Origin of the sequence: Micromonospora sp. WMMD1274 (genome assembly GCF_049179035.1) — a bacterium.
Taxonomy (GTDB): domain Bacteria; phylum Actinomycetota; class Actinomycetes; order Mycobacteriales; family Micromonosporaceae; genus Micromonospora; species Micromonospora tulbaghiae.
Map to the genome: position 1 here is coordinate 4,040,963 of NZ_JBMHMG010000001.1, position 17,117 is coordinate 4,058,079.

At 73.9% G+C, this 17,117-nt stretch carries 18 protein-coding genes; 10 read left to right on the top strand and 8 right to left on the bottom strand.

Annotation, left to right across the window (positions count from 1 at the left end; all coding sequences use genetic code 11):
- The first annotated feature begins 10 nt into the window (after window positions 1-10).
- Window positions 11-595 carry a DNA-3-methyladenine glycosylase I gene (locus ACN27D_RS19240; protein WP_162959173.1) on the top strand — a complete coding sequence of 195 codons (585 nt, stop codon included), beginning with the start codon at window positions 11-13 and terminating at the stop codon, window positions 593-595.
- A 36-nt stretch (window positions 596-631) separates the two neighbouring features.
- Window positions 632-1,255 carry a hypothetical protein gene (locus ACN27D_RS19245; RefSeq protein WP_358176622.1) on the top strand — a complete coding sequence of 208 codons (624 nt, stop codon included), beginning with the start codon at window positions 632-634 and terminating at the stop codon, window positions 1,253-1,255.
- A 22-nt stretch (window positions 1,256-1,277) separates the two neighbouring features.
- Here the strand turns inward: ACN27D_RS19245 and ACN27D_RS19250 are convergent, their stop codons facing one another.
- Both ACN27D_RS19250 and ACN27D_RS19255 read right to left on the bottom strand, forming a co-directional pair.
- The gene (locus ACN27D_RS19250; RefSeq protein WP_120571786.1) at window positions 1,278-2,069 is read right to left on the bottom strand and encodes an enoyl-CoA hydratase/isomerase family protein; all 792 of its coding nucleotides are present in this window, start codon (window positions 2,067-2,069) and stop codon (window positions 1,278-1,280) included.
- 3 nt (window positions 2,070-2,072) lie between these two features.
- A complete protein-coding gene (locus ACN27D_RS19255; RefSeq protein ID WP_121685149.1) occupies window positions 2,073-2,891 on the bottom strand; it encodes a PaaX family transcriptional regulator C-terminal domain-containing protein in 819 nt (272 codons plus the stop codon).
- Window positions 2,892-3,081: 190 nt separating this feature from the next.
- Between ACN27D_RS19255 and ACN27D_RS19260 the strand changes: the two genes are divergently transcribed.
- A complete protein-coding gene (locus ACN27D_RS19260) occupies window positions 3,082-3,249 on the top strand; it encodes a DUF3117 domain-containing protein (protein ID WP_013283866.1) in 168 nt (55 codons plus the stop codon).
- 145 nt (window positions 3,250-3,394) lie between these two features.
- A complete protein-coding gene (locus tag ACN27D_RS19265; RefSeq protein WP_421499658.1) occupies window positions 3,395-4,894 on the top strand; it encodes a leucyl aminopeptidase family protein in 1,500 nt (499 codons plus the stop codon).
- Window positions 4,895-4,923: 29 nt separating this feature from the next.
- On the opposite strand, the gene ACN27D_RS19270 is transcribed toward ACN27D_RS19265, so the two are convergent.
- Entirely contained in the window at window positions 4,924-5,574 is a 651-nt protein-coding gene (locus tag ACN27D_RS19270; RefSeq protein ID WP_081636063.1) for an O-methyltransferase, read from the bottom strand.
- 212 nt (window positions 5,575-5,786) lie between these two features.
- Here ACN27D_RS19270 and ACN27D_RS19275 point away from each other — a divergent pair, with 212 nt between their 5' ends.
- Both ACN27D_RS19275 and ACN27D_RS19280 read left to right on the top strand, forming a co-directional pair.
- Complete coding sequence (locus tag ACN27D_RS19275) at window positions 5,787-7,091, top strand: S1C family serine protease (RefSeq protein ID WP_199733218.1); 1,305 nt, start codon at window positions 5,787-5,789, stop codon at window positions 7,089-7,091.
- A 72-nt stretch (window positions 7,092-7,163) separates the two neighbouring features.
- The gene (locus ACN27D_RS19280; protein ID WP_120571782.1) at window positions 7,164-7,586 is read left to right on the top strand and encodes a preprotein translocase subunit TatB; all 423 of its coding nucleotides are present in this window, start codon (window positions 7,164-7,166) and stop codon (window positions 7,584-7,586) included.
- A 151-nt stretch (window positions 7,587-7,737) separates the two neighbouring features.
- Here ACN27D_RS19280 and ACN27D_RS19285 read toward each other — a convergent pair whose 3' ends face one another.
- The 3 genes from ACN27D_RS19285 to ACN27D_RS19295 all read right to left on the bottom strand — a co-directional run bounded on the left by ACN27D_RS19285 (window position 7,738) and on the right by ACN27D_RS19295 (window position 10,846).
- Window positions 7,738-8,886, bottom strand: coding sequence for an Mrp/NBP35 family ATP-binding protein (locus ACN27D_RS19285; RefSeq protein WP_120571781.1), 1,149 nt, complete (start codon window positions 8,884-8,886; stop codon window positions 7,738-7,740).
- 72 nt (window positions 8,887-8,958) lie between these two features.
- Window positions 8,959-9,567, bottom strand: a complete 609-nt coding sequence (locus ACN27D_RS19290; protein WP_120571780.1) for a DUF1003 domain-containing protein — start codon at window positions 9,565-9,567, stop codon at window positions 8,959-8,961.
- Window positions 9,560-10,846 (bottom strand): magnesium transporter MgtE N-terminal domain-containing protein, encoded by a 1,287-nt coding sequence (locus ACN27D_RS19295; RefSeq protein WP_120573991.1) that lies wholly within the window; start codon window positions 10,844-10,846, stop codon window positions 9,560-9,562. Before ACN27D_RS19295 ends, ACN27D_RS19290 begins: the two co-directional genes overlap by 8 nt.
- 33 nt (window positions 10,847-10,879) lie before the next feature.
- On the opposite strand from ACN27D_RS19295, the gene ACN27D_RS19300 reads away from it, so the two are divergent.
- Together ACN27D_RS19300 and ACN27D_RS19305 are read left to right on the top strand one after the other, a co-directional pair.
- Window positions 10,880-11,749: a PhzF family phenazine biosynthesis protein gene (locus tag ACN27D_RS19300; protein WP_120571779.1), complete on the top strand. Its 870-nt coding sequence runs from the start codon at window positions 10,880-10,882 to the stop codon at window positions 11,747-11,749.
- Window positions 11,750-11,766: 17 nt separating this feature from the next.
- Window positions 11,767-12,297, top strand: a complete 531-nt coding sequence (locus ACN27D_RS19305) for a hypothetical protein (protein WP_205775925.1) — start codon at window positions 11,767-11,769, stop codon at window positions 12,295-12,297.
- A gap of 100 nt (window positions 12,298-12,397) precedes the next feature.
- Here the strand turns inward: ACN27D_RS19305 and ACN27D_RS19310 are convergent, their stop codons facing one another.
- The gene (locus ACN27D_RS19310; RefSeq protein WP_358176613.1) at window positions 12,398-13,093 is read right to left on the bottom strand and encodes an HAD family hydrolase; all 696 of its coding nucleotides are present in this window, start codon (window positions 13,091-13,093) and stop codon (window positions 12,398-12,400) included.
- Between the two features lie 108 nt (window positions 13,094-13,201).
- On the opposite strand from ACN27D_RS19310, the gene ACN27D_RS19315 reads away from it, so the two are divergent.
- Window positions 13,202-14,158 carry a DMT family transporter gene (locus ACN27D_RS19315; protein WP_252452354.1) on the top strand — a complete coding sequence of 319 codons (957 nt, stop codon included), beginning with the start codon at window positions 13,202-13,204 and terminating at the stop codon, window positions 14,156-14,158.
- Between the two features lie 119 nt (window positions 14,159-14,277).
- The gene (locus tag ACN27D_RS19320; RefSeq protein WP_421499659.1) at window positions 14,278-16,413 is read left to right on the top strand and encodes an APC family permease; all 2,136 of its coding nucleotides are present in this window, start codon (window positions 14,278-14,280) and stop codon (window positions 16,411-16,413) included.
- Between the two features lie 3 nt (window positions 16,414-16,416).
- Here ACN27D_RS19320 and ACN27D_RS19325 read toward each other — a convergent pair whose 3' ends face one another.
- Window positions 16,417-17,061: a hypothetical protein gene (locus ACN27D_RS19325; RefSeq protein WP_358176606.1), complete on the bottom strand. Its 645-nt coding sequence runs from the start codon at window positions 17,059-17,061 to the stop codon at window positions 16,417-16,419.
- Window positions 17,062-17,117 lie beyond the last annotated feature (56 nt).

The following is a 17,117-nucleotide window of genomic DNA, read 5'->3' on the forward strand; positions in this document are numbered from 1 at the left end:
CGTGGACGCCGTGACTGACCTGGTGACCGGCGCCGACGGGCTGCCGCGCTGCGCGTGGGGGGCGAGCACCCCCGACTACGCCGTCTACCACGACGAGGAGTGGGGCCGGCCGCTGCGCGGCGACGACGCGCTCTACGAGCGGCTGACGCTGGAGGCGTTCCAGTCCGGCCTGTCCTGGCTGACCATCCTGCGCAAGCGGCAGGCGTTCCGGGACGCCTTCGCCGGCTTCCGGATCGACGCGGTGGCCCGCTACGGCGAGGCCGACGTGACCCGGCTGATGGCCGACGCCGGGATCGTCCGCAACCGGGCCAAGATCGAGGCGGCGATCGCGAACGCCCGGGCCGCGTCGGAGCTGCCCGAGGGACTCTCGGCGCTGCTCTGGTCCTTCGCGCCCCCACCCCGGGCGGCACGTCCCCGGTCCTTCGCCGAGGTGCCGGCCACCAGCCCGGAGTCGGTGGCGATGGCGAAGGCGCTCAAGAAGCGGGGCTTCCGGTTCGTCGGCCCCACGACCGCCTACGCGCTGATGCAGGCCACCGGCATGGTCGACGACCACCTGGCCGACTGCCACGTGAGCGGTGACCGGGCCGGGGTGTGACGGAGCGCCCCACCTCCGGCGTGATGGGATTGGGGCATGACCGACACCGAGCCGCGTACGAGCGGGACGACAGACGGTGCGACCACGACCGGAGCCTGGGCGGTGCTGCTGCCCGCCGAGCGCTTCGAGGCCGAGCGGCTGGTGCACCACGACGCGCTGGAGCTGACCGGGCTGTCCGGGGCGGCCCGCCCCCGGCCCGGTGACCGGGTGGCGGTGCTCGTCGACGAGCCGCTGCGCCTGGTCGCCCTCGGCCGGGTCGCGCTCGCGTCGTCCGAGACCCGGGAGGACCCGGACGATCCGCAGTCCGACGCGGTGGCCGGGTCGCTCGTGGTCGCGTACACCCGGCGGGTGCTCGACGAGCCGGTGCCGGTCGACGGCCCGGCGCCGGACGGCCCGGTCGTGGCGCTCGACCCGGCCCGCTGGCGGTCGCTGGCCGACCGGCTCGGCCCGCCGCCCGCCCGCAGCACCTGGCTGGTCAGCCTGGACCTGCCGATCGAGGCCGCGTCGCGCGCCGAGGCGGTACGGATCTTCTGGTCCTACGTGCAGGAGCTGGGCCCGCGGGAGCTGCCGGCGTTCGTCTCGCCGTACGGCGACGAGCTGGCCATGCAGGCGTTCGTGCTCGGCGTCGAGGCCAACCAGGATCCGGAGGAGGACGACTGACCTCCGGGCCCGACCGGCGCGGTCAGCGGCCCTCGAAGACCGGCTTCTGCTTGGCGACGAACGCCTTCGTGGCGGCCCGGTGGTCGGCGGTGGCGCCACAGATCGCCTGCGCCTGCGCCTCGGCGGCCAGCGCGTCGGCGAGCGTGCCCGCGTCGGCGATGGAGAGCTGGCGCTTGATCGCCCCGTACGCGACGGTCGGGCCGGCGGCCAGCCGGGCGGCCAGTTCCTGCGCGGTGGGAAGCACCTGCTCGTCGTCGTCCACCAGCTTGGTCAGCAGGCCCAGCCGGCAGGCCTCGTCGGCGCCGACCGGCTCGGCGAGCATCAGCAGCTCGACGGCCTTGGCGTGACCGACCAGCCGGGGCAGCGTCCAGGAGGCGCCGGTGTCGGCGGCGAGGCCCACCCCGGCGAACGCCATCAGGAACCGGGTCTTCGGGCCGCCGATGCGGAAGTCGGCCAGGAACGCCAGCGAGGCGCCCGCCCCGGCGGCCATCCCGCGCACCGCGGCGACCACCGGCTTGGGCAGGTTGGCCAGCCGGGCGGCGATCGGGTTGTAGTGCGCCCGCACCGTGCCCAGCGGGTCGGCGTCCGAGGCCTCCAGCGTCCGCACGTGCTCGCGCAGGTCCTGACCGGCGCTGAACGAGCCGCCCGCGCCGGCGAGCACGACCGCCCGGCAGGACCGGTCGGTCTCCAGCTCGGCCAGGGTGTCCCGGAGCGCCTCCTTGAGCGCCACGTCGAGCGAGTTCATCGCCGTCGGGCGGTTCAGCGTCAGGGTGACGACGGCGTCGGTGCGGTCGACGAGCAGCGGCTCGGTCACGTTCTAACGACCCTTCTGTCGGGCGAGGCGGTTGCCGGCGTCGAGGCACTGCTCGACGTACCGGTCGGCGGCCGGCCGGAGCCGGGCCGCGTGCCGGTCGAAGAAGCTGGCCGCGCTGGTGCCGGGCCAGCGCTCGGGCAGCAGTGCCGGGGGCAGTTGCGGATCCCGGAACAGGAACGTACGCCATGCGTGCACGAGCCGGAACCGGGCCGCGTACGCGTCCTCGTCGCTGCTGCGCACCGTGACGCCGGAGAGCAGTGGCTTCTGCTCGGCGACGAAGCGTTCGTACGCCCGGCCGATCTCGGCCAGGTCCCAGGCACGGCGGACCACGCCCATGGCGCCCGGTGTGCCGGCCGCGTGCGCGGCGGTGAACCGCTCGTAGCGCACGCCCGCCTCGTCGAGCATCAGGTCGACGTCCTCACCCGGGCGGGTGGCCACCCAGGTGCAGTCGTCGAGCGTGCCGTAGCCGAGGAAGGCGAGGTTCGCGGCGAGCCGCTGCCGGTCCCGGCGGGACGAGGGCGCGGTGAGCACCAGGAGATCGAACCGTCCGTCCCAGCTGTGCCGCCCGGTCCGGTAGATCCGGGACGCCGCCTCGTCGAGTCGACGAGCCGCCTTCGGGGTGATCGAATATCCCGGTCCGGACGCCAGCCGGAGCGGTTCCAGCCAGCCCTGGCGAACCATCCGGGAGACCGCGGTGCGTACCGCCGGTGGGGCGATCCCGAGCGGGGCGAGCAGCTTGACCAGGGCGGCGACCGGTGCGCGGCCACCCCGGGCCCGGAGGTGGTCGCCGTACAGGTCGAAGAGTGCCGACCGTGCCTGCATGACCGCACATTGTGACAGGCCTATCCAAGATAAGCTAGATGCTGTTACATCAATGCTGCTTCGGTTTGGGTCCGGCGGTGTTCATCAGGGAAAATCGTTGGTCGAGCCTTCCGCGACGGTTGCGGATGGCGATGGCGAAGTGGCTGTGGGGCAACTCACCGACCCTGGTGTAGGTCTGAGGGGAGACAACATGGCGGCGATGAAGCCGCGGACGGGCGATGGTCCGCTGGAAGTCACCAAGGAGGGCCGGGGCATCGTCATGCGAGTCCCGCTGGAGGGTGGTGGCCGGCTCGTCGTCGAGATGACTCCCGACGAGGCCACCGCGCTCGGTGACGCGCTGAAGGCGGCCGCGGGCTGATTCGAGGAGTGTCCCGCGTGGCGTCCGCCGCGCGGGCGGTTCGTCCTACCCTGAGCCACCGGCATGCCCGGTGGCTCAGGGTCTTTCCTCTGCGGGTGCGTGGTGAAACGTGCCCGTTCAACCCATTTCGGAGGTACGGTCCAGCGTGCTGGTCATTCGTCTGGTGAGTGGGCCCGCGGGGCCTGACGCTCTCGTCCTGCCCGTCCGTCCCGGAGGGCCGGACTCGCCGGACTCCCTGACCTCGCCGGACTCCACGGCCTCGCTCGAACCCGGACTGGTCCCGACCGCCGTGCCGATCGGCGACGACGTCCGGGCCGAGGCCGCCGCCGTCCTGCCGGCCGCCCGGCTCACCGGCGCGGCCGGTGAGGTGCGCGAACACCTGCGCCCCGGTGGCTCCCCGGCGCGGCTGTGGCTGCTGGGCGTCGGCGACGGCGACGAGCGCGACTGGCGCACCGCCGGAGCGGCTCTCGCCCGCGCGGCGAAGGATGAGACGCAGATCACCATCGCGCTTCCCGGCGAGGCGACGGCGGCGCTGCGTGGCCTCGCCGAGGGGCTGCTGCTCGGTTCCTACCGCTTCCGCCTCACCGAGGCCGGCGCGCGGTCCGCCCTGGCCGAGGTGTCGGTGCTCGTCGACGACCCGGACGCTCTCGCCGGCACGCTCGACGCCGCCCGGGCCACCGCCGAGACGACCCGGCTCGCCCGGGACCTGACCAACATGCCCTCGTCCACCAAGAATCCGGAGTGGTTCGCCGCGCAGGTGGCCGAGGCCGCGTCCGGGCGCCCCGGCGTGCACCTGCGGGTACGCGGCCCGGAGGAGCTGGCGGCCGAGGGCTTCGGCGGCCTGCTGGCCGTCGGCGGCGGCTCCGCGACCGGACCGCGCCTGGTGGAGCTGGACTGGCGGCCGGAGGGTGCGCGTACCCACGTGGTGCTCGTCGGCAAGGGCATCACGTTCGACACCGGCGGCATCTCGATCAAGCCGGTGCCGGCCATGAAGCTGATGCGCAAGGACATGGCCGGTGCCGCCGCGGTGATCGCCGCGACGCTCGGCGCCGCCGAACTGCGCCTCCCGGTACGGGTCACCACGCTCGCCCCGCTCGCCGAGAACATGGTCAGCGGCTCGGCGTTCCGCCCCGGCGACGTGATCCGGCACTACGGCGGGCTGACGAGCGAGAGCACCAACTCCGACGCAGAGGGCCGGCTCGTGCTCGCCGACGCGCTGGCGTACGCGGTCCGCGAGCTGAAGCCCGACCTGCTGATCGACCTGGCGACGCTCACCGGCGCGAACGCCGTCGCCCTGGGCAAGCGGCACGCCGCGCTCTACAGCGAGAACGACACGCTCGCCGCCGGTCTGCTCGACGCGATCACCGCGGCCGGCGAGCGGGCCTGGCGGATGCCGCTGGCCGACGACTACGTGGAATACCTGGCCAGCGAGATCGCCGACCTGCACAGCTCCCCGGCGCAGGGCGCCGGCTCGGTGGTCGCCGCGCTGTTCCTGCGGGAGTTCACCGGCGACCTGCGGGACCGGTGGGCGCACCTGGACATGTCCGCGCCGTCGTGGTCCGACGACACGCACGGCGAACTGGTCAAGGGCGCTACCGGCTGGGGTGTGCGCGGGCTGCTGCGCTGGCTGGCGACGCTGGGCTGAACCGGCCGTTCAGGGCACGCCGGCCTGACTCAGGCCTTCACGGCGGCCAGCAGGCCGTGGCCGACCGGCAGCAGCGCGGGCACCCAGTGCTCCGACTCGCGGATCGCCTTGATCGTCTCCCGCACGGTGACCGTCTCGACGTCCCGCGCGGCCGGGTCGCCGATCCGGCCGGCCGCCAGCGCGCCGTTGAGCGCGAGCACGCCGCCGGGGCGCAGCAGCCGCAGCGCCGCGTCCACGTACGCGGCGAAGCCGGTCGACACCGCGTCCACGAAGACCAGGTCGTAGGCGCCGTCCGCGAGCCGCGGCAGCACGTCGAGGGCCCGGCCGGTGATGATCCGGGTACGCCCCGACGGAAAGCCCGCCTCCTGGAACAGCCGCCGGGCGATGCGCTGGTACTCGACCTCGACGTCGATCGTGGTGAGCACACCGTCTGGGCGCATGCCACGCAGCAGCCACACGCCGCTCACCCCGGTGCCGGTGCCGATCTCCACCACCGCCCGGGCGTTGCCGGCGGCGGCGAGCAGCCGCAGCGCGGCACCCGACCCGGGCGTGACCGCCTCCACCCCCACCTCGTGGGCGAGGGCGCGGGCCGTGCGCAGCACGAGATCCTCGGTGACGAAAGACTCGGCGAAGTGGAGCGCCTGGGCCGTCGAACTGCCGTGACCGGCGACCGTGGCGATGGGACACCTCCGAGGGGCGGACTGGTGCGAGGGGCGGTATGCACTGTGAGCGTAGAGGCGGGCCGGTACCGGCGCAGCCGCGAGTCCGCCGTCGAGTGCTCACGGAGGGCAACCCCTGACCCCGTTCGCGCCATCCGTGTAATCCTGGATGTGTCCCGCGCGTCACTGTCGTCCGGCTCCGCCGGCCGTCGGCGCGGGGCCAGCGGGACTGAGTGGGAGGCACCGACGTGACCGACGGCTGGGACTGGCGGCGGCCCGGCGGATCGCCGGCACCGGGTGGGCCGGCGTCCGGACGACCGCCGCAGGACGCCCCCGGTCAGGCGACGTCGCCGTGGTGGTCCGACGCTCTGGCCGACCCGTGGCGCGACCCGTACGCGCCCGCCGCCGTGGTGATCCCGGCGGCGCCGGCACCGGGGGCGGGGGAGCCGGAACCGGTCACCGACCCGGACCTGCCGACCCGGCCGGGGCTGCGTCAGGTGGTGCTGATCTCCCTGGTCACGGCCCTTCTCGCCGGTTCTCTCGGCAGTGCCCTGACGTACGCCTTCCTGCGCGGCGGTGACGTGCCGACGATCGGCGCGCAGACCGGCCAGGCCCCCGCGCTGGCCCAGCGCAAGCCCGAGTCACTGGCCGGGGTGGCCGAGCGGGTCCTGCCCAGCGTGGTCACGATCCGGGTGGTCAGCCTCGGCGGCACCAGCGAGGGCTCCGGCTTCGTGGTGACCGGCGAGGGCCACATCGTCACCAACGACCACGTGGTCGCCGACGGCACCGGCAAGGCCACTGTCGTGTTCAACGACGGCAGCACCGCCGCCGGCACCGTGGTCGGGCAGGATCCGGAGTCGGACCTCGCCGTGATCAAGGTCTCGCGCAGCGGGCTGACCCCGGTGCAGTTCGGCGACTCCGACGCGCTCGCCGTCGGTGACCCGGTGCTCGCCATCGGGTCGCCGTTGTCGCTCGCCAACACCGTCACCGCCGGCATCGTGAGCGCGCTGGACCGGACCATGCAGGCCGGCGAGCCGGGCGGGCCGACCCGCTACTACGCGGCGATCCAGACCGACGCCGCTGTCAACCACGGCAACTCCGGCGGCCCGCTGGTGGACGGCGCCGGGCGGGTGGTCGGGGTGAACTCGACGATCAAGTCGCTGGTGGCCGACGGGCAGGAGGCCGGCAACATCGGCCTCGCGTTCGCCATCCCGATCAACCAGGCGAAGCGGATCACCGAGGACATCATCGGCACCGGCAAGGCCCGGCGTACGGTGATCGGCGCCCAGGTGGGCGGCACCGGCGCCACGGGCGGCGGGGTACGCCTCAACGCGGTCGAGCCGGCCGGCCCGGCGGCGGCGGCCGGACTGCGTACCGGGGACGTGGTGCTGCGGCTGGGCGGCCGTCCGATGACCGATCCGACCGACCTGGTGGCCCTGGTGCGCAAGTACGCGCCCGGTTCCGTGGTGACAGTCGAGTACCGGCGCGGGTCGGCGCGGCAGAACGCGTCGGTGACGCTCGCCGCTGATGCGAAGTGAGGACCCGTCACCCCCTCCCCGATGGGCACCTGACGTGCGTAGTCTGGCCCTGACACGGACGAGGAGGCGGCGGTGTTCGAGAACCTGAACTGGTGGGAGATCGGCGTCCTGCTGCTCCTGGCGCTGTTGATCTTCGGCGATCGGCTGCCGAACGTGATCAGCGACGGCCTCCGGATGGTCCGCAACCTGCGCAACATGGCGCGCAACGCCACCGGCGACCTGAGCCGCGAGCTGGGCACAGACATCCAGCTGGAGGATCTGCACCCCAAGGCGTTCATCCGCAAGCACCTGCTGAGCGAGGACGACGAGCAGGCGATCCGCAAGCCGCTGCAGAGCATGTACGACAACCTGCGCTCGGACGTCACAGGCGTGCACGACGAGCTGAAGGACGTGGCCAAGGCCGCCGACCTGCGCACCCCCAGCGTGGCCACCAGCACCCCCACCCCGACGCCGACGCCGCCGGCCCCCCGCCCGTCCTACGACGACGCCACCTGAGCCCTCCCCCTCTTTCGCCGTCGATCATGAAGTTGACGGCGCGACACGCCGGTCCGGCGACCGTCAACCTCATGATCGACGCCTGGAAAGGGGACCGCCCCTCGCGCGGAGCGGGAGGGGCGGTGGGGTGTGGTGGAGCGGTGGGTGTGGGTCAGCGGCCTGCGGGCTTGAGGCCCAGGGGCTTGCCGAGGAGGGACTCGCGGCGGACCGCGAGGCGGTCGGCGACCTGGAACAGGGCCTTCGCGGCCGGCGCGTCCGGCTGCGCCAGGACGATCGGCTGACCGGCGTCGCCGCCCTCGCGTACCCGGGTGTCCAGCGGGATCTGCCCCAGCACCGGCACCTGCGCGCCGATCGTCCGGGTCAGCGACTCGGCCACCGCCGCGCCGCCACCGGCCCCGAAGACCTCCATCCGGGAGCCGTCCGGCATCTCCAGCCAGGACATGTTCTCGATGACGCCGACCACCCGCTGGTGGGTCTGCAACGAGATCGCACCGGCCCGCTCGGCCACCTCGGCGGCGGCCGCCTGCGGCGTGGTGACCACCAGGATCTCCGCGTTCGGCAGCAACTGGGCCACCGAGATCGCGATGTCGCCGGTGCCCGGCGGCAGGTCGAGCAGGAGGACGTCCAGGTCACCCCAGTAGACGTCGGCGAGGAACTGCTGGAGCGCCCGGTGCAGCATCGGCCCGCGCCAGACCACGGCGGCGTTGCCGGGGGTGAACATGCCGATCGAGATGACCTTCACGCCGTGCGACTGCGGCGGCATGATCATGTCCTCGACGCGGGTCGGCGCGCCGTCCGCGCCGAGCATGCGGGGCACCGAGTGGCCGTAGATGTCCGCGTCCACCACACCCACCGACAGGCCACGGGACGCGAGCGCGGCGGCCAGGTTGACGGTGACGCTGGACTTGCCGACACCGCCCTTGCCGCTGGCGACCGCGTAGACCCGGGTCCGCGAGCCCGGCTGGGCGAACGGGATCACCGGCTCGGCCGTGGCACCGCCACCGCGCAGCTTCGACTGGAGCTCCTGGCGCTGCTCCGGGCTCATCACCCCGAAGACGATCTCGACACCGCTCACGCCGGGTACCGCGCCCACGGCGGCGGTGATGTCACTGCGCAGCTTGTCCTTCAGCGGGCAGCCGGCCACGGTGAGCAGCAGCTCCACCCGGACCACGCCGTCCTCGTCCCGCTCGGCGGACTGGACCATGCCGAGTTCGGTGATCGGCCGGCGGATCTCCGGGTCGTTGACGGTGGCCAGGGCGGCCTGGATCGCGTCGGAGACGGTGCTGACGGGTGCAGACATGCCCGCAATGCTACGTCGCGGGTCATCGGCCACCGCCGCTGGCGGCGGCGGTGTGAGCGATTCGATGACCGCTCAACCCTCGTAGCGGCCGCCCCGGGCGTAGTCGCCGTCCAGCTCGTCCCGGGGCTCGTCCAGCCGCTCGCCGCCGGCCGCCCGCCGGGCCCCCCGCTCCTGCTGCCGCCGTTCCAGCTTGCGCCGCCGTTCGGCCGCCTCGTCCAGCTCCTCACCGAGCCGGCTCAGCTCGGAACGGAGGAAGTCCCGGGTGGCCACCTCACCCATAGCGATCCGCAACGCGGCGATCTCCCGGGCCAGGTACTCCGTGTCGGCCTTCTGCATGGTCGCCCGCCGCCGGTCCTCCTCCATCGCGATCCGGTCCCGGTCCGCCTGCCGGTTCTGCGCGAGCAGGATCAACGGCGCCGCGTACGACGCCTGGAGCGAGAGGATCAAGGTCAGGAACGTGAAGGTGTACGGGTCGAAGCGCAGATTCGCCGGGGCCAGCGTGTTCCACAGGAACCACGCCACCAGGATCAGCGTCATGTAGACGAGGAAGTTCGCCGTACCCATGCCCCGGGCGATGCCCTCGGCCCAGCGGCCGAACGTCTCCGCGTCGACCCGGGGCAGTTGCAGGTTCCGCGGGGCGCGCGGCTGGTCCAGCCGGTCGCCTCGTCGCTGATCACTCATCGTCGCCGTCCATGGTGCCGTCGTCGGTGGCGGACGAGGGGAATGCCGCGTCCCGGTCCCGCCAGTCCCGCGGCAGGGAATGGTCGAGCACGTCGTCCACTGTCACCGCGCCGACGAGCCGGTTGTTCCGGTCCACCACCGGCATGCCGACCATGTCGTAGGTGGCCATCCGGCGGGTGATCTCGGGCAGCGGCGTCGACGCCCGCAGCGGGTCGATGTCGTTGACCACGATGCCGCCGAGCAGATCCGCCGGAGGCTCGCGGAGCAACCGCTGGAAGTGCACCATACCCAGGTAGCGGCCGGTGGGCGTGGTCAGCGGGGCACGGGCCACGAAGACCTGGGCGGCCACCGTGGGGGACAGCTGCGCCTCGCGGATCCGGGCCAGCGCCTCGGCCACCGTGGCGTCCGGCGGCAGGATCACCGGCTCCGAGGTCATCACGCTGCCGGCGGTGCCGGACGCGTAGCGCAGCAACTGGCGTACCGGGTCGGCCTCGTCCGGCTCCATCAGGTCGAGCAGCACGTCCTGTTCCGGCGGGGGCAGCTCGTTGAGCAGGTCGGCGGCGTCGTCCGGCTCCATCTCCTCCAGCACGTCGGCGGCGCGCTGACGGTCCAGCGCGGCCAGGATCTCCACCTGGTCGTGCTCGGGCAGCTCACTGAGCACGTCGGCCAGACGTTCGTCGTCGAGCGCGGCGGCCACCTCGTTGCGCCGGGCGTCGGGCAGGTCCTGGAGGGCGTTGGCGAGGTCGGCCGGGCGCAGGTCCTCCAGGACGGCGAGCAGGTTCGCCGTACCCCGGTTGTCGCCGACCGCGCCCAGGCCGTGCACCCGGTCCCACTCGACCTGGTGGAGGTGGCCGCGCCGGGTGAGCCGGCCGGTGTGCTCGCGGACGGCGACGCGGCCCAGCGTCCACTCGCCGCCGCGGCTGCACTCCATGGCCACGTCCACCACGGAACCGGCCTGCCCGCCTTCGACCTGGACCCGGCGGTCGAGCAGTTCCTGGAGCACCAGCAGCTCGTTCGGGCGCTTCTCGAAGCGGCGCAGGTTGAGAGTGCCGCTGCCGAGCACGACGCCGTCCGGATCGATGGAGGTGATCCGGTTGATGGACAGGAAGATGCGCCGCCGCATCGGCATCTCGGCGACCAGGCCGACCACCTCCGGCGGTCGCTGGGTCGCGCGCATCCGGGCCACCGCGTCGCGGACGCGGCCGACCTGGTCGCCGTTCGGGTCGAAAACGGCGACTCCGGCGAGTCGAGCGAGGTAGACCCGGTTCGGCGTGCTCACGGCCACCAGCCTAAGGGCCTAGTCTCTAACAACATGTCGACCTTGGGCTACGAGATCGTGGACGTCTTCACCGACCGCCCGTTCGCCGGCAACCCGCTGGCCGTGGTGTTCGGCGCGGAAGGGCTGGCCACCGAGCAGATGCAGGCGCTCGCGCTGGAGTTCAACCTGTCCGAGACGGTCTTCGTGCTCCCGCCGACACAGGTGGGCGCCACCTACCGGGCCCGGATCTTCACCCCGGCCGACGAGCTGCCGTTCGCCGGGCACCCGAGCGTCGGCGCCGCGGTGACCGCGAGCCGCCGCGGCGTCTTCGGCGCGGGCCGGGTCACCCAGGAGTGCGGCGCCGGCGTCCTGCCGATCGAGGTGACAGCCACCGGCGCGACGCTCACCGGCGGCACGCCCACGCTCGGCCCGGAACTCGACCCGGAGCCGCTGCTGGAGATGGTCGGCCTCACCGGCCCCGACCACGTCGGCCCGCCACCGCGGGTCGCCGGGTGCGGCCTCGAATTCCCCTATCTTCCGGTACGCCCGGACGCGGTGGCCCGGGCGCGGTTGAACACGACGGCGGCGCAGCGGTACGGAGTGGAGCACGTCAGCCTCTTCTCCTGGGAGCCCGGTTCGCAAACCGCGCACGCCCGGGTCTTCGTGCCGGGACTCGGCGTACCGGAGGACCCGGCGACCGGCTCCGCCGCCCTGGGACTGGGCGTGTGGCTGGTCGCCAGCGGCCTGCTGCCCGGCGAGGGGCGCTCCACGTACACGGTCCGGCAGGGCATCGAGATCAACCGCCCGTCGACGCTCGACTGCACGGTGACCGCGTCCGGTGGCCTGGCGATGGGCGCGACTGTGTCCGGCCAGGTCATGCCGGTGGCCCGGGGCGAGATCACCGTCCCCCCGTTCATCGGCTGACCGCGGCTCGGGGCGGGATGGGGGAGGATGGCGGGGTGAGCGACGAGGTGGACGAGCGGGTGACGCCGCCCCTGGTGGACGAGGCGGTGAAGAAGGCCGCCGTGTGCTGGGTGAGCACCGGCGGCCCGGCCTACGCGCTGTGGTGCCTGCCGCTGGAGGGCACCCTGCTCGTGGTCACCGGTCCTGGCGAGCAGACCGCACCCGGGCTGGCCGACAGCGACACGGCCGACGTGACGCTGCGCGGCGACCACGGCGGGCGGATCGTCACCTGGCCGGCGCGGGTGACCCGGCTGCGACCGGGCACCGAGGAGTGGGACACCGTCGCGCCGCTGGTCGCGGCGAAGCGGCTCAACGCCTCCGGCTCCGCCGCCGAGCTGGTGCAGCGGTGGGCGGCGCAGGGGTGCGCGCTCAACCGGCTCACGCCCGCCGGCACCGCCGTGAGCGGCGCCGACCTGCCGGACGGCTCGCTGAGCGAGCAGCCCCGCCCGGCCCCCGTGGTACGGGCCGTCCGCAAGCCGTTCCGCCTGCACCGCGTCCGCCGCCGCTGACCGCGAACCCGTCGGCGCCAGGCGGTCGACGCCATGCGGATCGGTCGCCGTCGGCGGAGTCGGTCCAGTCCGACGGGCCGGCCGCGTTCGACGAGCCGGGTCAGGCCACCGGGACCGGGTCGAGCAGGTCGAGCACCTCTGTCAGCGAGGTGAGCGACGGCCCGTCGAACCCGTGGTCGGCGTTGAGGACCACGTGGTCGGCGAGATCCGGCGCGGCCAGCCGGACCGCGCTCAGCCCCGCCCGCTCCGCGCCGCTGAGTTCCTGGCTGTCGCCGTCGCCGACGTAGAGGCAGTCGGCCGGGGCCTGGCCGAGCCGGTAACACGCGGCCAGGTAGAGCGCCGGGTCCGGCTTGCAGCGCCCGAGGCGTACCGAGAAGACATGAGCGTCCAGCAGCGGCGCGACGGCGAGCTGCGGCAGGAACGCCGGTAGTTCGTGCGTGCAGTCGCTGACCAGCCCGGTGCGTACGCCCCGGTGGCGCAACGCGGCCAGCACCGGCACCGCCTCGGCACGCAGCCGGGTGTCGGCGCGTACCGCCCGGTGCCGGGTGGCGACGGCGGCGCGTACCGCCGCGTCGGACGGGTGGACGCCGAGCCGGGCGCACACCCAGCGCATCGTCGACTCGGCGTTCCCGAAGGATCCGCTCGCCCGTTCGTAGAAGCTGCCGTTCAACACCTCCACCAGCGCCTCGGCGGAACAGCCGAGCAGGTCGGCGGTGGCGTGGTGGGCGGCTCCGCGCCGTACGCCGTGGGTGAGGGTGCCGAAGAAGTCGAACAGCACCGCCTGGAACCTGGGCATGAGGGAACGCCTCCGGACGTCGAGGGGGAGGATCGCCGGGACGCGCATGATCGTAACGGAGTGCTGACGTTCCGTGCCTGTCGGGTGCCCGTGTGAGGATTACCGTTCGTGCCGACCGTTCCGCATCGCCCGCCGCTCGACGCGTTGACGGTGGGCGCGCTCGCCCTGGCCGTCGCCTCAGTCTCGTCCTCGGCGCCGCTCGTGGCGTTCGCCGCCGCGTCGGCGCTGGCGGTGGCATTCTGGCGTACCGCGTTGTCGGTGGCGGTCCTCGGGCCGGTCGCGTTGACCAGGCGGCGCGCCGAACTCCGCGCGCTGACCGTCGGGCCGGGCCGGCGCGAGGGGCTCTACTGCGTACTCTCCGGGGTCGCCCTGGCCGCCCACTTCGCCACCTGGATGCCGAGCGCGCAGCTCACCTCGGTGGCGGCCGCGACCGCGCTCGGCGCGACGCAGCCGGTGTGGCAGGGGCTGATCGCCCGCGGGCAGGGACGGCGGCTGCCGACGGCGGTGTGGGCCGGCATCGCGGTGGCGGTGCTCGGCGCGGTACTCGCCACCGGCGCCGACTTCGGCGTCTCCGGCCGGGCGTTCGCCGGTGACCTGCTCGCGGTCGTCGGCGGCCTGTTCGCGGCCGTCTACACCGCCTTCGGCGAGCGGGCCCGGGCCAGCATCAGCACCACTACCTACACCACCGTCTGCTACGGCGTCTGCGCGGCGATCCTGCTCGTGGTGTGCCTGGTCGGCGGGGTACGCCTGCACGGCTTCGACGGCGCGACCTGGCTGGCGATCCTCGGCCTGGTGGCGGGCGCCCAGCTGCTCGGCCACTCGATGTTCAACTACGCGTTGCACCGGGTCTCCGCGACCACCGTCAGCGTGCTGATCCTGCTGGAGGCGCCGGGCGCGGCGCTGATCGGCTGGGTGTGGCTGGGGCAGTTGCCCCGGCCGTTGGCGCTGCCGGGCCTGGCGCTGCTGCTGGCCGGCGTGGCGGTGGTGGTGCTCGGCGGCGCGCGGGCCGGCCGCCGCGCCGCGCCGGTCGCGGCACCGGCCGACCCGACGCCGCTCGGCGACTGAACGACGCGGCCCTCGCGCGTGAGCGCCGCCGTCGAGCATCAGCGGGCCGCCGCGCCGGTCGGGGCGAAGTCGCGCCGTTCCGGCCACCGGGCCGTCCGGTTTGCACGAAAGTGCTCAGGGTGGGGTCGGACCGGGACGACGCGGCGGAGGCGGGCACCGTCGTCACGCCCTCGGCCGAGTTCCCGCCGCTCGGCGACGAGGAACGGGCCGCGCTCGGCCGGATCGGTGAGCGCTGGCGCGGCCCGCGCCGCGCCGACGACCTGCCGGTCGACCCGGCGCTCGGGCGGCACGACCACCACCCGGCGCCCACCCGGTTCGGCCGGCTCGCGCCGATCGACATGTTCACCGTGGCGCAGCCGGACGAGCTGGTCGCCACCGGCGCCGCCGACCTGCCCGCCGACCGGGCCGGCCGGGCCGCCACCCGGCTGCGCCGGGCCCTGATCGGGCCGCCGCTGTCCAGCGCGTCGGTGCTCTACGAGCGGATGCGCAAGCTGGTCGCGCTGCCGGTGCTCTCCTCGGACCTGCTCAGTTCCGTGGCGTACGGGCCGGAGGCGATGCTCGTGGTGCTGGTGCTGGCGGGGAGCGCCGCGCTCGGGCTGGCTCTGCCGCTGGCCGCCGTGCTGGTGGTGCTGATGGTCGCCGTCGGCCTCTCCTACCGGCAGACCATCCCGGCCTACCCGCACGGCGCGGGCTCCTACATCGTCGCGGGCGACAACCTCGGGCGTACGCCGGGACTCGCCGCCGCGGCCGGGCTGATGCTCGACTACGTGCTGACCGTGTCCGTGTCGGTGGCGGCCGGGGTGCACGCGGTCACCTCGGCGCTACCCGGGCTCAGCCCGTGGGCGGTGCCGCTCGGGGTGCTGGTGATCGTCGTGCTGCTCGCCGGCAACCTGCGCGGCGTACGCACCGCCGGGAACATCTTCGTGCTGCCCACGTACGCGTTCGTGGTGGTGCTGGTCGCGGTGCTGGCGGTCGGGTACGCGAAGGCCGCGGCGCGGGGTTTCGCGCCGGTGCCGCCGCCCTCGGTGCCCGCCGCCGAGGGCCTGGGCCTGCTGCTGGTGCTGCGGGCGTTCTCCTCCGGCGCGGTGTCGATGACCGGCATCGAGGCGGTCTCCAACGCGGTGCCCGCGTTCCGTCCGACCGAGTGGCGCAACGCCCGCACCACGCTCGGCTGGATGGTCGCCATGCTGGTCACGCTGTTCGCCGGCCTGGTCGGGCTGATCCACCTCGACGGCCTGGTGCCCCGGGCGGATGAGACGCTGCTGTCCCAGCTCGGCCGGGTGACGTTCCCGAGCGGGCCCTGGTACGCGATCCTCCAGGCCACCACCGCGTTGATCCTGCTGCTGGCCGCGAACACGGCGTTCAACGACTTTCCCCGGCTGCTGTTCTTCATGGCCCGGGACGGGTATGCGCCGCGCCGGTTCCTGCACATGGGCGACCGGCTGGCGTTCAGCAACGGGCTGGTGGCGCTGGCGCTGACCGCCGCGGTGGTGTTCGTGGCGTTCGGCGGGCACACCGAGCGGCTGATCCCGCTCTACGCGGTGGGCGTGTTCCTCGCCTTCACGCTGTCCCAGACCGGGATGGTGGTGCACTGGCGGCGCCGCCGGGGACCGGGATGGCGCCGCCGGCTCGCGGTCAACGCGGTCGGCGCGGCGCTGTCCGGGCTGGTGCTGCTGACCGCGGCGGTCGCCAAGTTCACCGAGGGCGCCTGGGTGGTGGTGCTCGCCGTGCCGCTGCTGGTGCTGCTGTTCCGCCGGATCCACGGGCACTACGCCCGGCTGCACCACGCGCTGGCGCTGCATCCGCCGCCACCCGCGCCGCCCGCCGAGGGCGACGAACTGCCCCAGCAGGTACGCCACCTGGTGGTCGTGCCGGTGGCCCGGCTGAACCGGGCGTCGCTGCGCGCGCTGGCGTACGCGACGTCACTCGGGCGGCCGACGCTCGCCGTGCACCTCGCGCCGGAGGAGGCCGAGGCGGACCGGTTCCGCGAGCAGTGGCGGGCCTGGGGCGACCATCTGCGGCTGGAGACGATCGTGTCGCCGTACCGGTCGGTGATCGGGCCGCTGGCGCACTACCTGGAGGCGCTGCACGCCGCGAGCCCGGACCTGACGCTCACCGTGATCGTGCCGGAGGTGGTGCTGCGCCGGCGGCGGTACCGGCTGCTGCACAGCCGCGCCGAGCAGCGGCTACGGGTCGCGTTGCGCGCGCTGCCCGGCGTGGTGGTCACGAGCGTCCCGGTGCACGTGTCGCGGTGACGCTCAGAGGTATCCGGCGAAGTGGTCGGCGACCAGCGCTGCGACCGCCTCGGCGTCCCGGCCGAGGTCCACCTCGATCACGCGTACGCCGAGCGCACGGGCACCGGCGACCGCGTCGGCGGCGACCAGCTCGTCGCGCGCGATCCGATGACGCCACGCCCGCTCCGGGTCGCTCACGCCGGGATGCCGGGCCATCGCCCGCGGCAGCCGTTCCACCTGGTACGCGCGGAACTCCGGCGTCGGCACGAGCACCACCATCTGCCCTGTCGACTCGACGACCGGGGCGACCAGTTCGGGCCGCAGCCCCCAGCCCTCGGCGACCACCCGACGGCCGCTCACCAGCGCGCTCAGGTCGTCGAGCACCCACTCGAAGCGGCGCGGAAACCCGGCGAGGGTCTCGGCTGCCATCCGCTCGGGGTCCGTCGTCACCCAGGTCGCCTCCGCGTCCGGGCCGTCCGGCGGCTCACCCCGTCGGATCCGGTCGGCGATCCGCCGGTCGTCGTGCCCGCGCGCGTCGTGGCGGTCGTAGAGGTACGCGGTCAGCCCGTACCGCAGTGCCAACGTGACCGCGAGTGTCGTCTTGCCGGCCCACTGCGCGCCGCCGATCCAGAGTGCGCGGCGGGCGGTGGCCAGGGGATCGAAGTCCATGCCCCGACACTGCGCCTCGCAAGCTCCAAGATCAAGTCTTGTTCTCAGCGTCCCCG